Origin of the sequence: Acidisoma sp. S159, assembly GCF_009766125.1 — a bacterium.
Lineage (GTDB): Bacteria > Pseudomonadota > Alphaproteobacteria > Acetobacterales > Acetobacteraceae > Acidisoma.
In genome coordinates, this window is the sequence record NZ_LMUG01000067.1 from 165,864 (window position 1) to 189,645 (window position 23,782).

27 protein-coding genes are annotated in these 23,782 nt (G+C 65.4%); 12 read left to right on the forward strand and 15 right to left on the reverse strand.

Features of this window, described 5'->3' with window-relative positions:
* Window position 1: 1 nt before the first annotated feature.
* From GSQ92_RS23430 to GSQ92_RS23445, 4 genes are all read right to left on the reverse strand, one after another.
* Window positions 2-1,510 (reverse strand): efflux transporter outer membrane subunit, encoded by a 1,509-nt coding sequence (locus GSQ92_RS23430; protein ID WP_159014117.1) that lies wholly within the window; start codon window positions 1,508-1,510, stop codon window positions 2-4.
* Window positions 1,511-1,547: 37 nt separating this feature from the next.
* Entirely contained in the window at window positions 1,548-2,573 is a 1,026-nt protein-coding gene (locus tag GSQ92_RS23435) for a glycosyltransferase family 2 protein (protein WP_158805013.1), read from the reverse strand.
* 16 nt (window positions 2,574-2,589) lie between these two features.
* Window positions 2,590-3,108, reverse strand: coding sequence for a GtrA family protein (locus GSQ92_RS23440; RefSeq protein WP_254065837.1), 519 nt, complete (start codon window positions 3,106-3,108; stop codon window positions 2,590-2,592).
* 156 nt (window positions 3,109-3,264) lie between these two features.
* Entirely contained in the window at window positions 3,265-3,609 is a 345-nt protein-coding gene (locus tag GSQ92_RS23445) for a cupin domain-containing protein (protein ID WP_158805014.1), read from the reverse strand.
* A gap of 125 nt (window positions 3,610-3,734) precedes the next feature.
* Between GSQ92_RS23445 and GSQ92_RS23450 the strand changes: the two genes are divergently transcribed.
* The 5 genes from GSQ92_RS23450 to GSQ92_RS23470 all read left to right on the forward strand — a co-directional run bounded on the left by GSQ92_RS23450 (window position 3,735) and on the right by GSQ92_RS23470 (window position 6,756).
* Complete coding sequence (locus GSQ92_RS23450; protein ID WP_158805015.1) at window positions 3,735-4,232, forward strand: L,D-transpeptidase; 498 nt, start codon at window positions 3,735-3,737, stop codon at window positions 4,230-4,232.
* 180 nt (window positions 4,233-4,412) lie between these two features.
* Window positions 4,413-5,141: a response regulator transcription factor gene (locus GSQ92_RS23455; protein ID WP_158805016.1), complete on the forward strand. Its 729-nt coding sequence runs from the start codon at window positions 4,413-4,415 to the stop codon at window positions 5,139-5,141.
* A gap of 139 nt (window positions 5,142-5,280) precedes the next feature.
* Window positions 5,281-5,706, forward strand: coding sequence for a fluoride efflux transporter CrcB (gene crcB, locus GSQ92_RS23460; protein ID WP_158805017.1), 426 nt, complete (start codon window positions 5,281-5,283; stop codon window positions 5,704-5,706).
* Complete coding sequence (locus GSQ92_RS23465; RefSeq protein ID WP_158805018.1) at window positions 5,703-6,194, forward strand: copper chaperone PCu(A)C; 492 nt, start codon at window positions 5,703-5,705, stop codon at window positions 6,192-6,194. Before crcB ends, GSQ92_RS23465 begins: the two co-directional genes overlap by 4 nt.
* 13 nt (window positions 6,195-6,207) lie before the next feature.
* The gene (locus GSQ92_RS23470; protein ID WP_158805019.1) at window positions 6,208-6,756 is read left to right on the forward strand and encodes a DNA-3-methyladenine glycosylase I; all 549 of its coding nucleotides are present in this window, start codon (window positions 6,208-6,210) and stop codon (window positions 6,754-6,756) included.
* A 4-nt stretch (window positions 6,757-6,760) separates the two neighbouring features.
* On the opposite strand, the gene GSQ92_RS23475 is transcribed toward GSQ92_RS23470, so the two are convergent.
* The 3 genes from GSQ92_RS23475 to GSQ92_RS23485 all read right to left on the reverse strand — a co-directional run bounded on the left by GSQ92_RS23475 (window position 6,761) and on the right by GSQ92_RS23485 (window position 9,148).
* Complete coding sequence (locus GSQ92_RS23475; RefSeq protein WP_158805020.1) at window positions 6,761-7,282, reverse strand: M15 family metallopeptidase; 522 nt, start codon at window positions 7,280-7,282, stop codon at window positions 6,761-6,763.
* A 172-nt stretch (window positions 7,283-7,454) separates the two neighbouring features.
* A complete protein-coding gene (gene rlmN, locus GSQ92_RS23480) occupies window positions 7,455-8,657 on the reverse strand; it encodes a 23S rRNA (adenine(2503)-C(2))-methyltransferase RlmN (RefSeq protein ID WP_254065838.1) in 1,203 nt (400 codons plus the stop codon).
* The gene (locus tag GSQ92_RS23485) at window positions 8,654-9,148 is read right to left on the reverse strand and encodes an invasion associated locus B family protein (RefSeq protein WP_159014119.1); all 495 of its coding nucleotides are present in this window, start codon (window positions 9,146-9,148) and stop codon (window positions 8,654-8,656) included. Before GSQ92_RS23485 ends, rlmN begins: the two co-directional genes overlap by 4 nt.
* Window positions 9,149-9,249: 101 nt before the next feature.
* Between GSQ92_RS23485 and GSQ92_RS23490 the strand changes: the two genes are divergently transcribed.
* Both GSQ92_RS23490 and GSQ92_RS23495 read left to right on the forward strand, forming a co-directional pair.
* Entirely contained in the window at window positions 9,250-10,494 is a 1,245-nt protein-coding gene (locus GSQ92_RS23490; RefSeq protein ID WP_159014121.1) for a bifunctional 2-polyprenyl-6-hydroxyphenol methylase/3-demethylubiquinol 3-O-methyltransferase UbiG, read from the forward strand.
* A 99-nt stretch (window positions 10,495-10,593) separates the two neighbouring features.
* Window positions 10,594-11,448: a sugar phosphate isomerase/epimerase gene (locus GSQ92_RS23495; protein ID WP_158805023.1), complete on the forward strand. Its 855-nt coding sequence runs from the start codon at window positions 10,594-10,596 to the stop codon at window positions 11,446-11,448.
* A 39-nt stretch (window positions 11,449-11,487) separates the two neighbouring features.
* Here the strand turns inward: GSQ92_RS23495 and GSQ92_RS23500 are convergent, their stop codons facing one another.
* The 8 genes from GSQ92_RS23500 to GSQ92_RS23535 all read right to left on the reverse strand — a co-directional run bounded on the left by GSQ92_RS23500 (window position 11,488) and on the right by GSQ92_RS23535 (window position 19,840).
* Window positions 11,488-12,870 carry an MFS transporter gene (locus GSQ92_RS23500; protein WP_159014122.1) on the reverse strand — a complete coding sequence of 461 codons (1,383 nt, stop codon included), beginning with the start codon at window positions 12,868-12,870 and terminating at the stop codon, window positions 11,488-11,490.
* Window positions 12,870-14,351 carry an efflux transporter outer membrane subunit gene (locus GSQ92_RS23505; protein WP_158805025.1) on the reverse strand — a complete coding sequence of 494 codons (1,482 nt, stop codon included), beginning with the start codon at window positions 14,349-14,351 and terminating at the stop codon, window positions 12,870-12,872. Before GSQ92_RS23505 ends, GSQ92_RS23500 begins: the two co-directional genes overlap by 1 nt.
* A gap of 1 nt (window position 14,352) precedes the next feature.
* Window positions 14,353-15,273, reverse strand: a complete 921-nt coding sequence (locus GSQ92_RS23510; RefSeq protein ID WP_158805026.1) for an HlyD family secretion protein — start codon at window positions 15,271-15,273, stop codon at window positions 14,353-14,355.
* A 19-nt stretch (window positions 15,274-15,292) separates the two neighbouring features.
* Window positions 15,293-15,490: a DUF1656 domain-containing protein gene (locus tag GSQ92_RS23515; protein WP_158805027.1), complete on the reverse strand. Its 198-nt coding sequence runs from the start codon at window positions 15,488-15,490 to the stop codon at window positions 15,293-15,295.
* Window positions 15,491-15,493: 3 nt separating this feature from the next.
* The gene (locus GSQ92_RS23520; protein WP_159014124.1) at window positions 15,494-17,578 is read right to left on the reverse strand and encodes an FUSC family protein; all 2,085 of its coding nucleotides are present in this window, start codon (window positions 17,576-17,578) and stop codon (window positions 15,494-15,496) included.
* A complete protein-coding gene (locus GSQ92_RS23525) occupies window positions 17,575-18,033 on the reverse strand; it encodes a MarR family transcriptional regulator (protein WP_158805029.1) in 459 nt (152 codons plus the stop codon). The genes GSQ92_RS23520 and GSQ92_RS23525 overlap by 4 nt, the downstream gene beginning before the upstream one ends.
* A 197-nt stretch (window positions 18,034-18,230) precedes the next feature.
* Entirely contained in the window at window positions 18,231-18,995 is a 765-nt protein-coding gene (locus GSQ92_RS23530) for an ABC transporter ATP-binding protein (RefSeq protein WP_158805030.1), read from the reverse strand.
* On the reverse strand, window positions 18,992-19,840 hold the full coding sequence (locus GSQ92_RS23535) for an ABC transporter permease subunit (RefSeq protein WP_159014125.1): 849 nt from the start codon (window positions 19,838-19,840) through the stop codon (window positions 18,992-18,994). Before GSQ92_RS23535 ends, GSQ92_RS23530 begins: the two co-directional genes overlap by 4 nt.
* 145 nt (window positions 19,841-19,985) lie before the next feature.
* Between GSQ92_RS23535 and GSQ92_RS23540 the strand changes: the two genes are divergently transcribed.
* The 5 genes from GSQ92_RS23540 to nusB all read left to right on the forward strand — a co-directional run bounded on the left by GSQ92_RS23540 (window position 19,986) and on the right by nusB (window position 23,771).
* Window positions 19,986-20,930: an aliphatic sulfonate ABC transporter substrate-binding protein gene (locus GSQ92_RS23540; protein ID WP_174246716.1), complete on the forward strand. Its 945-nt coding sequence runs from the start codon at window positions 19,986-19,988 to the stop codon at window positions 20,928-20,930.
* A 105-nt stretch (window positions 20,931-21,035) separates the two neighbouring features.
* On the forward strand, window positions 21,036-21,653 hold the full coding sequence (locus GSQ92_RS23545) for a riboflavin synthase (RefSeq protein ID WP_158805032.1): 618 nt from the start codon (window positions 21,036-21,038) through the stop codon (window positions 21,651-21,653).
* A complete protein-coding gene (gene ribB / locus GSQ92_RS23550; protein ID WP_158805033.1) occupies window positions 21,650-22,798 on the forward strand; it encodes a 3,4-dihydroxy-2-butanone-4-phosphate synthase in 1,149 nt (382 codons plus the stop codon). The genes GSQ92_RS23545 and ribB overlap by 4 nt, the downstream gene beginning before the upstream one ends.
* Window positions 22,795-23,274, forward strand: coding sequence for a 6,7-dimethyl-8-ribityllumazine synthase (ribH, locus tag GSQ92_RS23555; protein ID WP_158805034.1), 480 nt, complete (start codon window positions 22,795-22,797; stop codon window positions 23,272-23,274). The genes ribB and ribH overlap by 4 nt, the downstream gene beginning before the upstream one ends.
* Window positions 23,274-23,771: a transcription antitermination factor NusB gene (gene nusB / locus GSQ92_RS23560; protein WP_158805035.1), complete on the forward strand. Its 498-nt coding sequence runs from the start codon at window positions 23,274-23,276 to the stop codon at window positions 23,769-23,771. Before ribH ends, nusB begins: the two co-directional genes overlap by 1 nt.
* The last annotated feature ends 11 nt before the right edge of the window (window positions 23,772-23,782 follow it).

Below are 23,782 nucleotides of genomic sequence, written 5' to 3' on the forward strand. Positions count from 1 at the left end.
CTCATGGGATGGGGGACGGGTTGAGGATGGGCACGGGCTGCGCGGTCTCCGGATATGTTTGTTGCCAGCCTCCACCCAGGGCTTTGAACAGCGCCACCAGAGCCTGGAAGCGGGCGAGGCGTACGGTCACCAGCGTGTTCTCGTCCTGCAACTGGGTCTGCTGGGCGGTGATCAGCGTCGTGATATCGACGGTTCCGGCGGCCAACTGCGCGCGCGCCACGGTCGTTGCAAGCTCCGCCTCCTGCACCGCGAGGCGCTGGATCGCTTCCTGTTCGGTGGCGTAGCGGAGTTGGGTCAAGGCTGTCTCCACATCGCTGAGTGCCTGCACAACGGTCTTCTCGTAGGTCGCGAGATCCTCTTGCGTGATCGCGCGGTTCTCGGCGACCACGCCGGACAGCGCGCCATTGTCAAATAGGGTCTGGGCGATGCTTGCCGCGCCGTTGATGACAAGGGATTGCGGCGCGAATAGGCCGTTGAGCGCCGTACTCTCCCAACCGGTCGATCCGGTCAGCACGAGCGACGGAAACAGCGCCGCGCGCGCCGCTCTCGTGCTCGCAGTGGCCGAGACCAGCGTCGCCTCGGCTTCCGCCACATCCGGCCGCCGTTCCAGCAACTCAGATGGCAGGCCGGGAACAACGGCGGGCGACGGGATGCGGGTCAGCGTGCCGCGCCGGATCACGATATCCTCCGGCGGCCGCCCGACCAGAATGCCCAGCGCGATGACCTGCTGCTTCTCCAGCGAAATTAGGTTCGGGATGTTTGCTGCCTGCCCCGCCACAAGCGCCGCCTGCTGCGCGACATCCAGGATCGAGGCGGTGCCGGCGGCGAGCCGGCCCTTCTCGACGGCGAGAAGCTGCTGGGCCTGCGCGAGATTGCGGCGCGCGACGTCCAGCTGGTCCTGAAAGGCGAGGGCGGCGAACCAGGTATTGGCGACCTGGCTCACCACGGTCAGCGCGGTGACGGCAGCCGCGTAACGAGCGGCCACCGCGCTCGCCTGGGCGGCGCGGAAGGTCGCATAGTTCTTGCCCCAGAAATCCACTTCGTAGGAGGCCGACAGGGTCGCGCTATAGGTGCGGGTATCGACGATGCCGCGGCCGATCGTCGTCGAGGTCGTGCCGGTGCCATTGGTGGTCGTCGATGTTCCGAAGCCGCCGGTGCCTTTGTTGCCGCTCAGATTGACCTGGGAGAAGGAGGCGCCAGCGCCGCCCTGGACCGTCGGCAGCAGGCTGCCGCCGGCGACGCGTACCGCCGCATCCGCTTCCGAGACCGCGGCCAGCGCCACCCGCAGGTCAAAGTTATGCGCCTGCGCCTCGGCGATGAGGCGGTTGAGCTCAGGCGATTGGAACCCCGCCCACCACGCCGCGTCCGGCCAGATCGGCCGGGTCGCGAGGGCGTTTCCGGAGGTAAAGCCGGGCGGGAGTTCGACTTGTGGCCTGTGATAGTCGGGTCCGACATCGCATCCCGCCAGCAGGGCGAGAAGCGGCAGAGCGCTCAGCAGTCGCCGATGCACTGTATCTCCATGACAAAATATCAGTCTGTTATGACCGTTACCTGCGTTTTGTAACACCTCGATTGCGTCGCGCTGGTTGTGACTTGCCGGGAAAGCCGGTCAAAACTTCCCGCCAAAGCCTCCTCAACAACCCGCCGCGCCGATCGCCATCGACCTCCTGGAGATAGGCAAGAGCGGCCGGGCTCAGTGCCTCGTGCCGCCGCCCGCGCGCCAGTAAAAAGCTTGCGATGATCGCCGCCACGCTCTGGCGGCCGAGCCCATGCCGGACGCCTCTGGCCCAATAGCCCAGCACGCGAAGGCCAAAGCTCGGCCAGGGCGTGCGCCACTTTAGGGCGATATAGAGCCGGTTGCGCGTGAACAGGAACCATCGCCGGCCAGACCAGCCTACTCTCCGTTCTGCCGCCAATGCATGATGCACCGCGATGTCGCCGGTATACAGCAGCCGCCAGCCTGCCTGGATGGCCCGCAGCGAGAAGTCGAACTCCTCCCAGGTGAAGAAGAGCCGTGCGTCATAGCCACCGACCTCTTCCCAGGCGGAGCGGCGAATGGCGTGGCCGGCACCGACGAAGGTCGCGCAGTCGAAGCGTCCGGCCGCCTGGGGCCGCAGCCCCTCGGGATAGCCCCAGGACGCCTCGTCCTCCCCGCTGCCGTCTCCATTCATGATGCGAAAGCCGATCGCGGCCAGATCCGGCCGGAGGTCGAGCACAGCGACGGCGCGCGCGGCGGTGGTGGCATCCGCGAAGACGGCGTCATTGTCGAGCGCAATGATGACGCGGCCAAGACCCAGTGCCGCCGCCCGGTTACGCCCCTCAGCGACCCCCAGATTGCCGCCCGCTGAGACCAGCAGTGCATCTTCCCGCTCCGCGACAAGGGCGGCGAGGCGCTGCCAGGTCTCGGGTGCCGATCCTTGGTCGAGCAGGATGACGCGCCGAGTGAGACCCACCTGCGCCACAGCCGAGCGCAACGCCGCCTCGGTCTCAGTTAGCCTGTCTAACGTAAGAATAAGAATGTCGGCATCGTAGGCTTCGGCCGGCGGGTGACGCCCAAGGTCAGGCGCCGTCACATGCGGCCGATCGCCATCATCGGTAGACGACGCGGCGCGACAGGGTGAAGTTGACGCTGAGCCCGGCGATGGACCCGGCCGCGACGGCGAGCACCGGGTAATGGACGCAGATCGGGAAGAGACTGATCAGGATCGCGAAGGTGCCGCGGTTGAGCACAAAGCCGATCAAATTGCAGCCGATGAAGCGGATCCACTGGTGATGCATCCGCCCCGCATGTTGGCCTCTGAAGGTCCAGACGCGGTTGAGGAACCAGTTGGCGCTGGCGGCTACGAAGAAGGAGAGCACTCCCGCGCCGAGCAATCCAAGCCAGTGGCGCGCCGCATAGACCACGGCCGTATCGACCACGAAGCCGAACACGCCGACGGCGCCGAACCGCAGGAACTGCGCCGCGACGGTGCGTTGAGCGGGAGACAGACGCCCTGCGACCCACATTGAAGGCGTGGAGCCTGCACCGGTGAGGCCGCCTTCGGCTGTGCCGGCGCCAGCCGATGCCGGGCGAGCGAGGGCGGAGGCCTCGGAAAGCGTTTCGGACACAGGCTGCGAATCCTTGTCAGGGGCGCGTGAACTGGGGGCGGTTGGATTTGGGAACACAGCGTCATAACATTCTGTCTCTGTGGCGTCATTCAGGCTTTTAGGTGGTGCGCGAAAGGAACGGCCTTTGAGGCGGCTGCGAGTTTGGCTCGCGCCGCTTCAGCCGGTGGCTTCGCCGCCCGTCGGACCCCAGAAGACGACCCAGGTGACGAAATCTTCGCTCATTCGATGGAAGCAATGCGTTTCGCCCGCAGCCACGAACAGCACATCGCCCTGCGCCGTTGGCGTGATCCCACCGCCATGTTCGAACTCGGCCGAACCGCTGACGACGAAGTAAAGCTCGTCCTGCTCATGCGGTCCCTGGAAATCCGTGCCGCGTGGGGCGAAGACCTCCACCGACATGCTCCCGTGGCGCATTCCAACGGTGAAGGGCTCACCGCCCGGCCAGGTCGGCGTCACGGGGCCGGGGAGGCGGCCGACAAGATCGGCGAGCGAAGTTTTCATGCCAAGCTCCGATGGTGGAATTGTGCCCGCTCGTGATGCGTCATGTTAATCGAGCCAACCTCCCGCCGGTTCATTCTCGCGTCGGGCGTTGTCGGAGAATCCTAGAAGCTTCTATGAGGGGCGTCATGAGCGAAGCGATTCTGCGCCCCGATGGTCTCCTCATTCTGGCCGACCGCCGCTACCGAGCCACGCTTGGCCGCGCAGGCATCACCCGCTTCAAGGTGGAGGGTGACGGCGCGACCCCCGCCGGTCTGTTGCCACTCCGCCGCGTGCTCTATCGCGCCGACCGTGTGTCGCCGCCAGCCGCGGGCTGCCCGATGGAACCCCTAAGCCCCGAGGATGGCTGGTGCGACGATCCCGCGAGCGACGCCTATAACCGCCAGATACGGCTCCCCTTCGATCACCGGCACGAAGCGCTTTGGCGAGCGGATGCCATCTACGACGTCATCGGCGTGCTTGGCTGGAACGACGATCCGCCGCTGGAGGAGCGCGGCTCCGCCATCTTCCTGCACCTCCAGACCCCCGACAGGGCGCCGACCGCAGGCTGCATCGCACTCGCCCTTGGTGACCTGCGCAACGTGCTCGGGGCGGGGCTGGCAGCCATTCGCGTGCTGCCTGAGTGATGGCGCTGACGACGCGCTACAATACCTGCATGGCAAAGCTGAGGAACGCCCCTATATACGCGGAACTACAAGGATTATTCACGCGCCTGTTGCCCGGGTCTTGCCACAATCTGGTTTGATGCCCGAGTTCTGGCGGCGATTGCGAATGAAGCTGATCGAGCGACAAGGGAGAAGCCGAGTATGGCGGAAAAGCCGGCAGGGGATGAGCGGCCCATCCTGATTGTGGATGACGACCAGGCCTTGCGCGCCACGCTCGCCGAGCAACTCACCATGGATGGCGAGTTTTCGGCCACGGAAGCTTCTAGTGTCGCGGAAGCCGAAGCGGCTGTGTCTGCTCAGGACTCCCGTTTCGACGCCATCATTCTCGATGTCAGTCTACCGGACGGTGACGGCCGTGACCTTTGCACGAAGCTGCGGGCGCGCGGCTACAAGATGCCGATCATCATGCTGACCGGCTCGGCCGAGGAGACAGATGTCGTGCGCGGCCTCGATTCGGGCGCCAACGACTATGTGTCGAAGCCCTTTCGGCTCTCGGAATTGCTGGCACGGCTGCGGGCCCAGCTGCGCATTTTCGAGAATAGCGAGGACGCTGTTTTTACCATTGGCCCGTATGTCTTTCGGCCGGCCACGAAGTTGTTGCAGGAGCCGATTAAGAACCGCCGTATTCGCCTGACTGAGAAAGAGGCCGCGATCCTCAAATTCCTATATCGCGCCGGCGCTAAGCCGGTGCCGCGGCAGGTCCTGCTCAATGAGGTCTGGGGCTACAACTCCGCAGTGACGACGCATACGCTGGAAACCCATATCTACCGGCTCCGGCAGAAGATCGAGCCCGATCCGACCCATTCGCAGCTCCTCATCACCGAGGCCGGCGGCTATCGCCTGGACCCGAAGGCGTTGCAGACGGGCTAAGCCCGGTCGATACTTCGGCTATGCCGTCTCCACCGTCAGAGCACGCTAGGGCGTGCCACGCACGCCTCGCCTTAGCCCCACCGGTGAGAGTTTGCTGGGGCGTATTTGTCTGCCACACTGACGCGCCTCCGGTGGGGCCATGATCCCAACGCTCGCCATTGCTGTAGGCGGAGCGCTGGGCAGCGTCGGCCGATATTGGCTGGCGGTCTGGGCCCTCCCGATCAGCGGCACGCTGCCCTGGGGCACGATCCTCATCAACGTCATCGGCTCCTTCGCCATCGGCCTCTTTGGCGCCCTGACGCTCGATACCGGCCGCTACCCGTTGCCGGAAATCGCGCGGCTTTTCTTCATGGTCGGCATCTGTGGCGGGTTCACGACGTTTTCGTCCTTCAGCCTGCAGACTTTGGACCTGCTACGCGGCGGGCACGTCACGCGCGCTTTCGCGAATATCGCGGTTTCCGTGATCCTCTGTCTGGTTGCGGTGGCAATCGGCTATGCCGCCGGCGGCCACTTCGGCCACACGGCGCAGGTGGCCGAAATCTCGATCGAAGAGGAGGCGTCATGAGGCGCGGCTCAGTTTTCTTTCTCCTCGCGGTCTGCGCCGTACCGTCGGGCGTCTATGCCGCTGCCATGCCCGCGACAATGGTGGTCACCAATCCATGGTCCAGGGTTACGGCTTCGGCCGGCAGCGCGGCGGTCGTCTATCTGACTTTGCGCGACAATGGTTTGCCGGACCGACTGACCGCCGTCAGCACGCCTGTCGCCGCCCATGCGGATCTGCATGTGTCTCGCATGGTCAACGGCGTCATGGACATGGACCCGGCGGGCCCCTTGCCGCTGAAGCCCGGCGTGCCGCTGAGCTTCTCGCCCGACGGCTACCACATCATGCTGACTGGCCTGACCCATGCGCTGGCGGCCGGCGAGCAATTTCCGCTGACGCTCCAATTCGTTCGTTCGGCGCCCCTCACAGTGACTGTCACCGTGCAGCCGATGAGCTACATGCCGCCGGATGCCAGTGGCATGGGCGCGATGGCCGGAATGAAGATGAACTAGGGGGAGAGCCCGCATGGTCCACCGCTGCGCCTGGGCTGACAACGATCCGCTGATGCGCGCCTATCACGACGAGGAATGGGGCGTGCCGGAGCATGACAGCCGGGCGCTCTGGGAGAAGCTGATGCTGGATGGTTTCCAGGCCGGCCTCTCCTGGATCACCATCCTCCGCAAGCGGGATGCCTTTCGCGCCGCCTTCAAGGGTTTCGACCCGAAGCGCGTCGCGCGCTTCACCGAGAAGGATGTCGAGCGATTGTTGCAGGACGCAGGCATCGTGCGGTCGCGCGCAAAGATCCTGGCGACGATCGGCGGCGCCCGCGCCTATCTCGACATGCAAGCCGCAGGCGAGGATTTCTCGGAATTCGTGTGGTCGATGGCGGGCGGCAAACCGATCCGCGCCACCGGCCCGGTGCCGACGAAAACCGCGCTTTCCGAGCAGCTATCGGTGGAGCTCAAAAAGCGCGGCTTCAAATTCGTCGGACCAGTGATCGTCTATGCCTGGCTGCAAGCCACGGGAGTCGTCAACGATCATGCCCCTGACTGCTTCCGTCGCGATGCGGCATGAGCCGCTAAGCAAGCAGACGCGGCCAGTCTATGGCGAGCTGATCGTTGATTTCCTTTAGCGAGCCGAAGGCTGCGGGTGGCTCGGTCTTGCGGTTCTGCCAATGGTCATCATCGCCGAAATGGCCGCCCCACCACATGCCAGTCGCGTCGCCGATCTGTCCGAAGCGGGCGTATTTGGGGCTCTCCCAGTCGGGCTGACCTGTGGCATCGACGAGGAAGCAATCGACCGCCTCGCCATATTGATGCCAGGACAGGCCGGGCAGAGCATTGGTCGCCCATTTGCCTTCCGTGGCACCCGCCTTGGCGAAGCACTCAACCATAAAGTCGCAGTGTAGCCGCTGAAGCTCGCTGATCTGGTCTTGTACAACCGCGACGGATCTCGATTGGCGCCAGAGCCCGGCCTGGATGACCGGATTCCGCAGCGTGAAATAGGGTTTGAACTGCAATCCCTCTCTCGCCAGTGCCGCGAGCCCGGCGGTCACCTTGGCACGGAATTCGGGCTTGAGGTCGTTCAGGTCGGCGCTCATCAGCGGTTTCCCCCCGGAAATAGATCGAAACGATCCGCTGATTATTGGCTTATTTTGCGCGATTTAATGTGACTTCATTCACATTCTATAAAGATTTTCAGACTGTTTAAATGGATACAGCCACGGCGCGCGAGAATCTAATTGCCGTGTCAGACGCGATCGAAAATAGAAGCTACGCCTCTGCGGCGGCAGTCGCTGCGCTTCGTCCGCGTGCCAGTACCGTCTCAGTCTTTAGCTGCCCGCAGGCTGCCAGAATATCCTGCCCCCGAGGTGTCCGCACCGGCGCCGCGAAACCCGCATTCATGACGATCTGTGAAAACCGCCGGATCGCCTCCGGTGTGCTCGTCTCATAAGCGCTCCCCGGCCAGGGATTGAACGGAATGAGATTTACCTTCGCCGGCAATCCCGCGATCAGCTCGACCAGCAGCCGCGCATCCGCCTCGCTGTCGTTGATGCCCTTGAGCATGACATATTCGAAAGTGATCCGCCGGGCGTTCGACGCGCCGGGATACCGTCGGCACGCCGCGATGAGTTCGGAAATCGGATATTTGCGGTTGAGCGGCACCAATTCGTCGCGCAGCTCGTCCCGCACCGCATGCAGCGACACGGCGAGGTTGACGCCAAGCTCCGCTCCCGCGCGATCCATCATCGGTACGACGCCGCTGGTGGAAAGCGTGATGCGCCGGCGCGACAGTGCGATGCCCTCGCCATCCATCACGATCCGCATCGCCTTGGCGACATTGTCGTAGTTGTACAGCGGCTCGCCCATGCCCATCAGCACGATGGTTGAGAGCAGCCGAGGCGTCTCCCCCTTGGGGCTCGGCCATTCGCCATAGCTGTCGCGCGCCGCCATGAACTGCCCGACGATCTCCGCTGCGCCGAGATTTCGCATCAGGCGCTGTGTGCCGGTGTGGCAGAAGCTGCAGGACAGCGTGCAGCCGACCTGCGAGGAGAGGCAGACGGCACCGCGATCCTCTTCCGGGTCGGGAATATAGACGGTTTCGGCCTCCTGACCGTCGCGGAAACGGAACAGGAATTTGCGGGTCTCGTCCGTGCTGGTCTGCACAACAACGGGATCTGGACGGCCGACCACGAAATGCTCGGCGAGCTTCTCGCGCAAAGGCTTCGCCATGCTGCTCATGGCCGAGAACTCGGTCACGCCCTGGTGGTAAATCCAATGCCAAAGCTGCTTGGCGCGGAACGGCGCTTCTGCGATCGCCGCGACTTCCGCCGCAAGCTCCTCGCGGCTGAGCCCGACCAGATCCCGCCTGCCATCGGCCAAAACCGCCGGCGGTGGCGCGAAAAGCGCGGCTTTCGCGAGGATGCGGGCGGCGTCGTCTGGGGGCGCGAGAACCGGCGCCGTCACTACGCTCACTTCGCGGGACAAGCCTTGACGATCGCGCCATAGGCAGCGCTGAAGCCCGAAAGCGAGAAGCTCTGCGTGGCCTTGCCGCCCTTCGCCGCCCAGCTCGCCGTGGCGCCGGAGCCGCGCTGCATATCCACCACAACCGCCCGCCCATCTCGCGCATAGGCGGAATGACCGGCGGCATAGAGGGAAACCACCCCCTGCTTGTCGATCTGCAATGCCACCTCGCTCTTGGCGGGGTAGCTCGATGGCGCATTGACCACCACCTCGTCGCGCGAGGTTGGGCGCTCGGTTACCAGGATCATCCCGGCCGAGGGGGTCTTGGCGCTGCCCTTGGCGCGGCTGAAGGCGTAGCAGATCGGAGCGCCCGCGCTGCCATATTGCGCCGCGGTCCACTCGCCAAACTGGCCAAGCGAGACCGGCCCGCCAGCCTTGGTCGCGGCGAGCGCGGGCAGTGAGAGAAGCGAGCAGGCGGAAGCGAGGATGAGGATCTGGCGCATGGGGAAGCCATAAGGGAGCGCCATCGTGGCGTGCAAGGAGTCTCTATGCGTGTCACACACATGCCTCGCCAGCGCCGGGCCGAGCCGGTAGATCCGCCGCCATGATCGACGCCACGGACCGCCAGCTCGCCCGGCAATACGAAACCTATCCCTATCCCGCGCGGGATCCGAAGGAGGAGGCGAAGCGCCTCATCATCGGCAGCCCCTCCCATGTGCGGGAGATCGACTACTGGGTGTTCGGCGCGACCCGCCCGGCCTCCCAGCCGCTGCGGGCCTTGATCGCCGGCGGCGGCACCGGGGACGGCACCGTCATGCTGGCGACCCACATGGCGCGCGCCGGGCGGCCGGGCCGCGTCACTTACCTCGACCGCTCCGAAGCCGCGCTGCGCATCGCGCGGGCGCGGGCGGAGGCGAGGGGCCTCACCAACATCGACTGGGTGCTGGGCTCGCTGCTCGATCTGCCGAGCCTCGGCCTCGGTGTCTTCGACTACATCGACTGCTGCGGCGTGCTGCATCACCTGCCCGAGCCTGCGGAGGGGCTGGCGGCGCTGGAGGCGTCACTGGCGCCCGGCGGCGGCATGGGGCTGATGGTCTATGCCCCGCATGGCCGCACCGGCGTCTATATGGTGCAGGAGGCGCTGGCCCTGCTGGCGCCGGCCGACCTCCCGCCTCCTGCCCGGCTCGACACCGCGCGACGCGTCATGCGGCACCTGCCGGAGAGCAACTGGCTGCGCGCCAACCGCAACTTTTCGGACCACATCTCGGGCGGCGATGCCGGGCTCTATGACCTCCTGCTCAATCCGCGCGACCGCGCCTTCACCGTCACGGCCTTCGCGGCCCTGCTGGCGGGCGTCGGCATGGCGGTCGCCGCCTGGATGGAGCCGATGCGCTACGATCCGGCGACCTGGATGCCGGACCCCAAGCTGCGGGCCCTGGCGGCGGCGCTCGACCCCACCGCGCGCGCCGCATTGGCCGAGGCGCTGACGGCGAACATGAGCGTCCACATCGCCTATTGCCGCCGCGCCGCCGAGCCCGTGCAGCGCGCCGACCCGCTCAGCGACGCGGCGGTGCCGGTGATGCGTGAGGTTCCGGGCGCGGAGCTGGTCAAATCGATCCGACCGGATGGCGGGCTGCCCTTCCTTTTTGACGGTTTGCGCGCCGTGGTACGGCTGCCCCCCGAGGCACCGGCGATCCTGCACGCGATCGACGGCACCCGGACGGTGGCCGAGATCGCCGCCATCCTCGCCGGCAGAGGCATAGCCGAACCCCGCTTCCGCCGCGCCTGGGCAGAGAGTTTCCCGGCGCTGGAAGCGGTCAACCGCGTTTTGCTCGCGGTTCCCACCTGACCCGCTCCAGCCTCCAAGCCGCCCTGCTCCGGTTGGCGCGTCAAGCGTCTCCAGCCTAGGGTGAGCTTGCCGCCGCCGTCCTTGTCCAGGGAACCACTTATGGCCAGCGCGACCACGCCCCGCCTATTGTTCTTCCAATCCCTCTGGGCGATGGAGCCGAGTCCGCCGGGCGGCGCCGCCGAACCCCTGGAGACGATCCTCGACCGTATCAAAGAGTCAGGCTTCGATGGCGTGGCGACGCACTTCTATGATCCAGCCACCGTCACGCCGCTCATGGCCGCTCTGGCTGAACGCGGCTTGCAGATCGAGGGGCAGGTCTTCCCCCAGACGATCGACGATCTCAAGCCGGCGCTGGAACTCGCGGCCCGCTTCGGCTGCCACCACCTCACGCTGCAAGCCGATGTCAGGCCGCGCCGCGTTGCGGAGGCGGTGTGCTTGCTCGACGGTTGGGCGGGCCTTGGCCGCGAGGCCGGCATCGATGTGAATTTCGAGACGCATCGCAACCGCATCACCAATGATCTGCTGTTCACCCTCGATCTGCTGGACGCCTTGCCGGATCTGCGCCTCACGATCGACCTCTCGCATTACGTCGTGGCGCGAGAAATCTATCTGCCGATCTCCGATGAGACGGAGGCGATGATCCGCCGCGTAATCGGCCAGGGCTGGGCTTTGCATGGCCGCGTCGCCACCGCCCATCAGGTACAGGTGCCGCTCTCCTTTCCGCAGCACCTACCCTATGTCGCGCAATTCATCGACTGGTGGGCGCTGGCGCTCGCCGATTGGCACCGCCGCGCCGCGCCGGGCGCCAGTCTCTCATTCCTCTGCGAATTGGGACCGCAGCCCTATGCGATCAGCGGCGCCAACGGCCAGGACATCTCGGACCGCTGGGCCGAGGCGTTGATGATGCGGGACGCGGTGCGGGCAAGGTGGAATGCGATCATGTCGAGCACGTGACGCGATCAGATCGTCCAAACGCTAGCAACGGCACGCCCCTCAGCGAACCGGTGCCGCGTCTAGCCCAGTGTTCCGCAGCAAGCTCAGCGACATTGCGACCAGCGCGAAGCCACAGGCGACGAGCAAGGCGGCGCTCATCTGCGAATGCGGGAAAACCACGAAGATCACCGCACTCAACGTCGCACCCAGCGTCTGCCCCAAGAGTCGAGCAACACTGAGCATCCCGCTCGCCCCGCCGCTGCGATGGCGAGGCGCCGCGCTGATCATCGCGCGGTTATTGGGTGACTGGAACAGCCCGAAGCCAATCCCGCAAATCGCCAGCCGCCAGGCGATGTTGAAGTTCGACGGGTCATGCGGCATGAGCGCCGTCAGCAACAGACCGAGCGCGTAAATCCCCAGGCCAACGCCGCCCAGCGTGCCGGCGGAATAGCGATCTGACAGTCGCCCCGAAATCGGCGCCACGATCATCAGCATAACTGGCCAGGGCGTCATCAGCAGCCCCGTCGTCACCGCGCTATGCCCCAGCACATCCTGCACGAAGAAAGGCAGCGAGACGAAGGCCAGCATCTGCGCGCAAAAGGAACAGATCGAGGTCACGATCGACAAACGGAAGATCCGGATTCGCAGAAGATCGATCGGCAGCAACGGTTCGCTGCGCGATATCTGACGGCGCACCAGCAGCACCGCCGCCACCGCCGCGATCACCACCTCCAAGGCGATCGTCGTCGCCGATTGGCCATGCGCCAAGCCGTCCACCGCCAGGATGAACAAACCGAAGGTTGCCGCGTTCAACAATGCGCTGGTGCCGTCGAACCGCATCGAGGAGAGATGCGACAGTGGCAGGAAACGGCGCGCGAGAAAGAACGCGACAATGCCGATCGGTACGTTGATCGCGAATAGCCACTCCCACCGCGCAACGGCGAGAATGGCGGCGGCGATCGTCGGTCCCGCGGCGGTTGAGGCCGCAACCACCAAGGCATTCATGCTGAGCCCGCGCCCGAGCGCGGCGCGCGGATAGATGAACCGCGTGAGGGCCCCGTTGACGCTCATGATTCCCGCCGCACCCGCACCCTGCAAGATACGCGCAAGCGTCAGCGCCAGCAGCGTATGCGACAGCGCGCAGGCCAGCGAGGCAATGGTGAAAACCACCAGCCCGGTCTGGTAAACGCGCTTGTAGCCGTAAATCTCACCGAGCGACGACAGCGGCAGCAGCAGCACCGTCACCGCGAGCTGATAGGCGTTGATGATCGAGATCGAGGCTTCCGGCGTGGTCCGCAGATGCGCCGCGATGGTGGGCAGCGCGACGTTGGCGATCGCGCCGTCCAGCACCGCCATGATCAGCGCCAGGGCTATCGCCACCACCGCAAGTCGGCGTTGCGCGCCTTCCAGTCCGTCATGCGGGATAGTCTGCAGAACCGGCATCAAGCGGCGCCCGGCACCGAGACCGGTTTGATATCGAGATCGATATGCTGCCAGCCGCCTCCGAGTGCCTTGAAGAGCGCGATGATGTCCTGCAAGACCGCGACCTGGCTATTCGCCAGCGCATCACGCGAGGCGAAGACCGTACGCTCATCCGTCAGCAGTGTGATGAAATCGGTGAGGCCCGCATTATAGAGTCGTGTCGCATGGTCGAGCGCGGCCTCCGCATCCTTCAGGCTGGCGGCAAGCTCCGCCTCGGTCGCCCGGTCGCTTTGCAGATGCACCGTCGCATCCTCGACATCCTGCAGAGCCGTGAGCACCGCCGTCTTGTATTGCAGCCGCGCGACCTCCGCCGCCGCGCGCGCCGCCCGCTCGCGCGCCCGGTAGCGTCCACCGGCATAGACATGCTGTGTCGCCGCCAGCGCCGCCGAATAGGTCAGGCTGGCGCCCGAGAACAGCATATTGAGCGCGCTGGCCTGCGGGGTGATGGAAAGCGGGATCGAGAAATGCGGCAGCTGCTCCGCCACCGCCACGCCGATCTCGGCATTGGCGGAGGCGTATTGCAGCTCGGCCTCATGCACATCCGGCCGATTGGCGATGACTTCCACCGGAATGGTGCGGGGCAACGTCGGTGGCGGCGACATCAAAGGCCGGGGACGTTTGAGCTGCGCCTCCAGATCGCCGGGGTAGCGGCCGAGCAGCACGGCGATCGCATGCGCCATGACGGCGACCTGCGCCCGCAGCGCGGGCAGCGTCGACTCTGTTGCCTCAAGCTGAGCGCGGGCCTGCAATGTTTCGAGATCCGTGCCGATCCCCTCGGTGAGTTCCTTTTCCGTGAGATCGACGACGGAGCGCGCCGTATTCACATTCCCCTGCGCGATCGTCAGCCGATATTGCGCCGCGCGCAGCGTCGCGTAGTCGGAGGCGACTTCGGAGGTGAGGCTCACCAGTAGCGCGCGCCGCCCTGCTTCCGTACGCAAAACTTGATCCTCGGCGGCTTCGGTGGCGCGGCGGTTCTCGCCGAAGATGTCGAGTTCCCAGGATGCGTCGAAGCCGAGAATGTAACTGTGGTAGTTGCCGAAGCCCGGCGGATATTCCACCGTCGAGCTGGCGCGCGCGCGGGTGATGGCGCCCTCCGCGTCGATGGTGGGATAGGCTCCCGCCGCGACCTGGTCGCGTTCGGCCCGCGCCTGCACCAGCCTTTCGGTCGCCACCTGTAGATCGATATTGCCGGCGATCGATTCCGCCACGAGCTTGTCGAGATCCGGGTCGTCGAAGGATCGCCACCAATGCGAAAGGCGTGCGTTCGTCACGGCAATCTCGGTCGGCGTCGCCGCATGTTCGGTGAATTGCGCCGGCAGATCCATCTTCGGCCGTAGAAAATCCGGCCCGACGGTGCAACCCGCCAGCAAGAGTGTCACGACAAGAAAAGGGCCGGACCGATGGAAAAGCGGGTGTGCCGTTGCGCCAAGGAAGACACCCATCTCAGAGATTATCCTCGATCCAGCGCTGCACTTTCCCCGCAAGCCCTCTTTGACGCGACCTGTCTGGCCCGACATCGATTGATGCCGTCATGCCAGCCGCCAGCAAAACGCTCGGCGGAACGCTATCGATCTGGAAGTTGACCGGGATGCGCTGCGCCAGCCGCACCCATTCGAAGACCGCGGCCACCGTCGGCAGTCCCCGGCTATTCACAGCATCGTTCGCGTCCGCGATGCCACGGCCGATACTCGTGACGTGGCCCAGCAGAGGCGTCGGGAAGCCCATGAGCCGGATCCGCGCATGGTCGCCCAGATGCACATGGGCGAGCTTGGTTTCCTCGAAATAGCCGGCGACCCAGAATGAGGACGAATCGATGATAGCGACCACCGGTGTGCCGGCATCCGCATAGTCGCCAGGCTGCAAGCGCAGGTGGGTCACATAGCCGGTGGTGGGCGCGTAGAGTGTCGAGCGGGTCAGATTGAGTTTCGCCAGATCGACCGAGGCCTGCGCGCCGCCAAGGCTGGCCCCAGCGACTTCCGCGCTGATGCCAACGGTCTGCGTCTCCTCCTGGGACACCAGGCCGGCCAGACCCTTGCGCCGCGCCACATCAGCCTGCCGCAGTTTGAGTTGCAACTGGGCGGAATCGAGCTGCGACTGCGCCTGTGCAAGGGCGATCTGAAACCGCACCTGGTCGAGTTGGAACAGCTCCGCGCCCTTCTGCACCAGTTCGTTGTCGGTGAGCGGGACAGAGGTCACTGTTCCCGAGACTTCTGGGGCGACTGTGACGGTCTGCGCCAGCACGCGCCCGTCCCGCGTCCAGGGCGCGAGCATATAGACATACCACAGCTGCACCACGAGGAAGCCGGCAACGATCACGACGGCGAGCGTGAAGATCAGGCGAATCAGGCGGAGCAGGAGCGACATCGCGGCGTCCTATCGAAAGTCAGGCGAGGAACAGGGTGACAAGGCTGACGATCGAAACATAGACGGCAAGTTCGAACAGCGGCGCGTGCCACACCCGGCGTAACAACCCAATGCGGCCGAGCAGCCACCGAAACGGGATGAAGATGACGATCGCGATGACGCAGTAGGCGACGATCGGTGCATAGAGCACGTCGCCGAGATGGGCCTCCCGGAGCATGACTTACTTTCTCCTCAGCATGCCGCGGTTCAGGCTCAGCACCGGCTCGGCTTCCGGCAACATTCTCGCAATGGCACGGAATGCCGCCGCCGCTTGCAGGAGAACCGGGAGCGGCGGTTCGGTCGTCTCAAAGGCGTGTTCGAGATGATTCGCGGTTTCCGCGGCTTGAGCGGCGGCGCGCGATCCGGGCCCGAGGCGCCCGAGGCTCCTGAGCGCGCGTGCAACCGCCGCATTACAATGGCTCGGGAGTGCGGTTCCGCGCAGCATGATGTGGAGACGGAAGATGTCCCGGCTGAGAATGAGCAATGGTCCGCCCGCTTCGATCGCCGCGAGGCGCTGCTCGGGGAAAGTCTGTAGCCGCATGAGCAGCCGCATGAATCGCTGGTTCTGCAGGTTCTGCCACTCCAGCCACAGCATTTCACCGGGCCGCCGGGCGGCCTGTTCGATCGCACAGCGAATCAGCCGCGCGAGCTGACAGGCATCTTGCGCGGGGTTCGGCGCCAGCAGGATGCGGAAGACAAAAACCCCCGCGATCGCGCCCAGATTGTAGCCCATCGCGTTGTTGATAAAAGCCGCGACGTTGAAGGTCGCCACGTTTGTCAGCGCAATCTGGGTCAGGAAGAAAATAACGAAGCCGAGCGCGAAGAGGCCGTAGCGTGGGACCGTCGTGAAATACAGCGCCGGAATCAGGAACATCAAGAGTACCACAGCCAGCATCGCGAAGCCCGTCACCGGCGGCAGCAACAGGCTCAAGCAGAGGAAACCTGCAACGGAAGCCAGGGCGATGCCCTTGGCGAACTCGACGCTCGCGGCCGCGGCGCTCGGTGCGGTGGAGAGCAATCCGCAGACCGGCCCCAGAATCAGCAGAAGGAGTGAGCCAGCCGGCCAGGCGGTAAGGTACCAGAAGGTGCCCCCCAGCATGAGGGCGATGGCGGCCCGCATTCCGTTCCGCGTGGCCGTCCGATAATCACGGAAAAGGTCGAGGTTAAGGTGGGCGTGATAGGGCGCCGCATTCATTTCCCAGGCCGCGATAGGAGCCACGGCCTCCTCCATCCGTCCAAGGAAGCCATGCAGCCGGGCGATTTGTCCGGCCAGCACCACATCCTCGGTCTCCGCCTCGATCTGGCGGAGATGCGCCGTCACCGCGGAGACTTCCATCGAAAGCGCGTTGAGTGCGGCCGGACCCAAAGACCGCGCGTCGGCGAGCCGCGCGATCAACGCCCGCAATTCCACGACAGTGCGGCCCACCGCGGGCGGCAGTGCCAGCGGGTTGGCGGAGAGCTCTTGCATGATCGTGCCGACGCGGAGCACGGCGAAGGGCGCGCCGCTCATCGCGATGAGCGCGCCGCGCAGGCTATTGGCATGCCGCTGAGTGTCCGGCGCCTCGACGCCCGAATATTCGATGACCTCATCGAGCTGCTGAAGCTCGGCGATCAGCTTCTCACGCGCCTGTCGCAAGGGTATGGGCGCCAGGGTCCCGCTGTCCCGCACCAGAGCCGCGATGCTGGCGAGACCGCCGAGTAACCGCGCGCGCAGAGCGGTTCGCGTGGTGGCCGCCTGGAAGATCATGGTGACGGCGCTCGATACCACCACCCCGAGCGTCACCGCTCCCACGCGATTAAGCGCCAGGATCAAGATGCTGTTGGGGTCTCGCAAGGCGCCAAACACGACCAGCGTCACGGTAAAGCCGGAGAGCACCGCGCCGTAGGAACGGGAATAGCGAAACATGCTGGCGAGGAAAGTGCAGAGGCCCAGCCAGAAGGCGACGCCCAGCAGGAACAGGAAGGTCGATTGTGGGAAGGCCGACATGATGACGACGCCCGCGGCGCCGCCAGTCACGGTGCCGAAGATGCGCCACGCGCCTTTTGAGATGATCGCGCCGCGTACCGGGCTCGCCAAGATCATCACCGTTATCGAAGCGGTGCCGGGCGAAGTCAGCTGCAGCTTGAAGCCGAGGTAAAGCGCGATGAGGATCGAGGCCAGCGTGCGCATCATGTAAGCGGCGCGTGGCGAGAGCACGGGTTCCGGCAGCCACGAGAGGAGCCGGGAAGTCATCCCGACCGGGCGGTTCATCACCGTCGCGCTCATGCTCCGCGCTCCTCGATGTGCAGACGCTCGATCGCGCGTTCGAGCTTCGCGAAAAGGCTCTGACAGGCATCAAGCTCAGCCGCGGTCGCGCCGTCGAGCAGAAATCGCGAAAGATCCTCGTAGACGGCGAAGAGCTTGCCGTGAAGAGCGTGGCCTGCCTGGGTCATTCGCACTCTTTTAGAGCGCCGATCCTCGGTATCCTCCACGCGCTCTATTAGATTCGCCCGCTCCAGCACATCGAGCAGCCGCACCAGCGAAGGCCCCTCGATATCGAGCGACGCCGCCAAGTCCGTTTGTCTCACCCCGTCCCCCAGCCGGCCGAGATGCAGCAGAGGCCGCCAAGTCGCATCGGTCAGGCCAAATCGCCGCATGCGCACGTCGATCTCCCGCCGCCAAGCAGTCCCAAGGCGGAAGAGCTGGCGTCCAAACTCGGGTGGAGAAAGAATTTCGGTCATTGCGTAGTCATGAGGGGGGGCCGCGGTAAGAGCCGCGAATGCGAAACAGGTCAATAGTCAGGTGAGCGAGATCGAATGCGGTGCTCATAATGAGCATCCTAACGAATCAGTCACATCCAAGAAAGCATTCAAATTCGCCAAATTCATTGAATCATTGCGTTCTCGGGCGCGAAATCCGTCGCCCCGGGCTTCGCCGGCTAGCGTTCCGCGCCTGTCTCGTCCACGCCCAGCTCGCCGAGCAAACGTTGCCGTAATCGAATGAATTCGCGGTCGCCATGGCGGCGCGGGCGGTCGAGCGGGATGGCGATATCGGCGGCGATCTGCCCATCTCGCAATACCACCGCACGGTCGGCGAGCAGCAAAGCCTCATCGACGTCATGGGTCACGAGCAGGACAGTCAGCCGATGCGCCTGCCAAAGCTCGGAAACCAGCGCCTGCATGCGCAGCCGTGTGAGAGCATCCAGCGCCGCGAAAGGCTCGTCGAGCAGCATAAGTTCCGGCTCACGCACCAGCGCACGCGCCAGCGCCACCCTCTGCGCCTCGCCGCCGGAAAGCGTAAGTGGCCAGGCGTCGAGCCGATGGGCGAGCCCCAGCTCGGCCAGCGCTTCCCGCGCACGCGCCTGGGAGTCAGGAACGCGAAGCCCGAGGGCAACATTGCGCCACACACGTTTCCACGGCAGCAGACGCGGCTCCTGAAAAACCACGGCCCGGCGTGCGGGAACCGTCACGACACCCTCCGGCGCGGTGTCGAGCCCGGCCAGCGTCCGTAGCAGCGTCGATTTGCCGGAGCCCGACCGGCCAAGGAGCGCCGTGAAGCTGCCGGTCGCGAGGTCAAGGTTGAGGTCGTCCAGCACCCGCGGCCCGCCGAAAGACCGGGTGAGCCCGCGAATCCTCACGGCGGCTTCCGCTTCGGTCACCGGCGCTTCCGGCGAGAGCAGCTCCAGGCGATCGAGCGCGTTCATGCCGCGGCTCGCGCCTGGGCGCCGACGAAACTCGGCCGCCAGGCCAGCGCCCGCCGCTCAATCGCGCGCACCATCTGGTCGGTCGCAAGGCCGAGGATCGCGTAGACGATGAGGCCCACGAAGATCACGTCGGTCTGCAGGAAGTCACGCGCATTCATGATGAGATACCCGATGCCACTGCTCGCATTGACCTGTTCGGCAACCACTAGCGTCAGCCAGCCGATGCCCACGGCATAGCGCAGCCCGGTCAGAAAGCCGGGCAGGGCGCCCGGTAGCACCACATTCCAGATAATTTCGGAGCGCGTAAGCTCCAAAGTTGTCGCGGCCTCGAGCACTTTGCGGTCGACGCCCCGGATGCCGGCGAAGAGGTTGAGGTAGATCGGGAAGACGGTGCCCAAGGCGATAAGCGCGATCTTCGGCGTCTCGCCAATGCCGAACCACAGGATGAACAACGGAATGAGCGCCAGATGGGGCAGGGTGCGCGCCATCTGCAAGGTAGCGTCAACGGTATCCTCACCGAGCCGCGAAAGCCCGGCGATCAAGGCGAAGATCGTGCCCAGCGCCACGCCGATCCCGAGGCCAACCGTGACCCGCACCAGCGACACGAGAAGGTTCGTGATAAGCTGCCCGGTGACGAGCAATTGCCAGAAGCTTTCCGCCACTGTGATGGGCGAAGGCATCAAACGCGTCTGGATTAGCCCGGCCGAGGCCAGACCCTGCCAGATCGCCAGGATCGCAACGGGTACCGCGACACGATGCGCACCGGTGCCCAACTGGCGTAGACCGCTCCAACGGAACGGCGCGCGGGACGTGGCGGAGCGCGAGGAGGAGAGGGCGAGGCTCATCGGACGGAGATGCTCCAACGGGAGGAGAAATCAAGAAAGCACGATTGACCGCGCCTGTATGGTTCAAATACCACAATTCTCACGCGGGTGCAGCATTAGCTGCCTCGCGCGGCTTGCAATCCCCGATTCAACTTAGGGTATCCCGATGATCCCGCGCCGCTCGCTTCTCACTCTCGCCCCTGCCGCCGCACTCGCCGGGTTGGTGGCCTCGCCCCGGCCAGCGGCTGCCGCAAGCGGCACCGTCCGCATCGGCTATCAGAAATACGGCACGCTCATCCTCCTCAAAGCCGCCGGTACCCTCGAAGCGTCGCTGGCGCCGCTCGGCTTTGGCGTGAGCTGGCACGAATTCCTGTCCGGCCCCCCGATGCTGGAGGCGATCAATGCCGGTGCCGTGGATTTCGGTATCACGGGCGAGACGCCGCCGGTCTTTGCCCAAGCCGCCGGCACGCCCTTTGTCTATGTCGCGGCCGATCCGCCGTCGCCCAGCGGCGAGGGCTTCGTCGTTCCCGGCTCCAGCACCGCGAAGTCGGTCGCGGATCTGCGCGGCAAGCGGATCGTCACCACGAAAGGCGCGAACGCCAATTATCTCCTCGTGGCGGGTCTCGATAAGGCGGGGCTGAAGCCGGGCGACGTCAAAATCGTCTATCTCGCCCCCCCCGACGCGCTGGCCGCTTTCCAGAGCGGCAGCGTCGATGCCTGGGTCGCCTGGGACCCTTTCTTCGCGACCGCTGAGCTGACGGGCGCGCGCCTTTTGGAAGACGGCACCGGCCTCGTGCCGAATCGCCAGTTCTTCCTGGCCGCCAAGAAATTCGCCGATGAGAGCCCAGCGGTGATCCATGCTTTGCTCAAAGCGGTGGGCGAGACCGAGGCCGCGGTGAAAGCGGATCCCGCCGCCGCAGCCGCCAAGATCGGACCGGTGACGGGTATTCCTGTGCCGATTCTCGTCCGTTCCTTGAGCCGTCTCGGTTATGGTGTGGGTCCGATCACGCCTGACATGATGGTCGATCAGCAGAAGATCGCCGATACCTTCTTCGGCCTTGGCCTTATCAAACAGAAGGTGACCGTGACGGATGCGGTCTGGAAAGGCTGACGGCGCGCCAATCAGCCCGGCTGTCGCACTGCATGGCTGCCGCGATCTTGAAAATGCCGGCGCGCGGTCGTTTCTGGCGGCTGCAGCCAGTCAGAGTTTGAAGCCATGTTCACGGGTATCATCACCGGCGTCGGGACGGTGTCCGAGATCGCCGCCATCGGCGAAGGCAACGACATGCGCCTGCGCCTCGCCGCACCCGAGGGCAATGCCGACTGGCAGGGCCTGCCGAACCTGGCGCTGGGCGCCTCCGTCTCCTGTTCCGGCTGCTGCCTCACCGTCGTCGAGAAAGGCGAGACCTGGTTCGCCGTCGATGTCTCGGCCGAGAGCCTGTCGAAGACCACGCTGGGCGGCTGGAAACCCGGGCGGCGCGTCAACCTCGAACGCGCGGTGCGGATGGGTGACGAATTGGGCGGCCATATCGTCTCCGGCCATGTCGATGGGCTGGGCGAGGTGCTGTCTGCGACAGCTGAACACGGCTCGACCCGCTGGCGGTTTCGCGTGCCAAAGGATATCGCGAGTTTCATCGCTCAGAAGGGCAGCGTCTGCGTCGATGGCGTCTCCTTGACCGTGAACGAGGTTCGGGGCGATGTGTTCGGCGTGAACATCATCCCCCATACGACGTCGGTCACGACCTTCGCGGATATGCGTGAAGGCGACGCCGTGAACATCGAAATCGACATGCTGGCGCGCTACGTGGCCCGGCTAGCGGAGGCCAGCGCATGAGCCTGATGGAAAGCCTCTCCCTGCACGACTACATCACGCCCGCCGCCGACCTCGTCGAGGAAGCGCGCGCCGGCCGCATGTTCATCCTGGTTGATGACGAGGATCGCGAGAACGAGGGCGATCTCGTTATCCCCGCGCAATTTGCGACGCCGGATGCCGTCAACTTCATGGCGCGCCACGCCCGAGGCCTGATCTGCCTCGCCATGACGCGCAGCCGGGTCGAGCAGCTCGGCCTGCCGTTCATGAGTTCCCAGCATCGCTCGCGCCACGCCTCCGCCTTCACGGTATCGATCGAGGCGCGGCACGGCATCAGCACGGGCATTTCGGCCGCCGACCGCGCGCGCACCATCGCGGTCGCGATCAACTCCGACAACCCGCGCGACGACATCGCGACGCCGGGCCATATCTTTCCGCTGTCGGCGCGGGACGGCGGCGCGCTGGTGCGAGCCGGCCATACCGAAGCGGCGGTCGATATCGCGCGCCTCGCCGGTCTCAACCCTTCGGGCGTGATCTGCGAGATCATGAACGACGACGGCACGATGTCCCGGCTGCCGGAACTGGTCGCCTTCGCGCAGCGCCATAACCTCAAGCTCGGCACCATCGCAGACCTCATCCGCCACCGCCGCCGCACCGAGAAGCTGGTCCGCCGCGCGCATGAGGGCTGGACGAACGAACTCGAAGGCGGCTCCTGGGCCGTGAAGGTCTTTGCCGACGAGATTTCTGGCACTGAGCACATTGCCTTGGTCAAGGGCGATGTCGCGGCACCCGGCCCGATCTTCGTGCGCGTCCATAGCGTGGAGCCCGTGGGTGATCTCTTCGGCACGGGGCGCGCTGCCCTCGCGGCCTCCTCGCGGATGATCGCGAATGAGGGGCGGGGCGTCATCGTCCTGCTGCGCGATACCTCGCCGGGCGCCGTTGCCCGCAAGCTCGGCCTAACCGAGGCCGCGCGTATCGAGGATCACGTGCTGCGCGATTACGGCATCGGCGCTCAGATCCTGATCGATCTCGGCGTGCGTGAGATGGTCCTGCTCACCAACCACCCGCGCAGCCTGATCGCGCTCGAGGGCTTCGGCCTGAATATCATCGACCAGCGGCCGCTTGAGCAGTTTCCCCTTGAACTCTGGACGGCTGGCAGCGGCGTATGAGCACCGCCGATTTCGTTCTCGGCGATATACCAAGCCTCGAAGGTTCGCCGCCCGAGGTCCTCATCATCGCGGCACCCTATTACCGCGACGTGGCGGACGGCATGGTTGGCGGTGCCCGGGCTGTGCTGGAAGAGGTCGGCGCCTCGCATGAAACCGTTGAGATCGCGGGCGCCTACGAGTTGCCCCAGGCGCTGCGCCTTGTCGCCACCGGGCGCCGCCGCTTCGACGGCTTCATCGCGATCGGCTGCGTCGTGAAGGGCGAAACCGATCATTACGACTTCATTTGCCGCGCGGCGATGGACGGGATGATGAATGTCGCCCTCGACCACGCCCTTTGCTTGGGCACTGCACTCCTGACGGTCGACACGCTCGACCAGGCGCGGGCGCGGTCGGGTTCAGAGCACAACAAGGGTGCGGAGGCGGCGGTCGCGATGTTGCGCCAGATCGCGCTTGCCCGCCGGCTGGGAAGCGCCTGATGGCCAATGCCCCGCGCCGCCCCCGCACAGCGTCGCGCGTCGCCGCAGTGCAGGCTCTGTTTCAGACCGAGCAGGCCGGCGAAAGCGCCGAAACCGTGATCGACCAATTCGCTCGTCATCGGCTGGGCGCGACCGAAGGCGGTTTCGAGGATGGCCGGGTGCCTGACGCCGATGTCCGGCTTTTCGCGGCCATCGTGCGGGCGGCCTCTACCGATCAGCCGCGTATCGACGACCTGATCTCCGAATGCCTGCCGCCCGAATGGGCCTTCCAGCGTCTTGATCCAGTCCTCCGTGCCCTGCTGCGCGCCGGTGCCGCCGAGCTTGCCATGGCGGGAGGGCCGCCGATCCGCGTGGTCATCAACGAATACCTCGACGTCGCGCACGGCTTCTTCACCGGCGACGAGCCGCGCATGGTCAACGGCATGCTGGACGCGCTGGCCCGCCGCAGTCATCCGGGCGAATTCGCCACGTCCCAATCCGGAACCCTGCCCGGTTGAACGTGACGCAG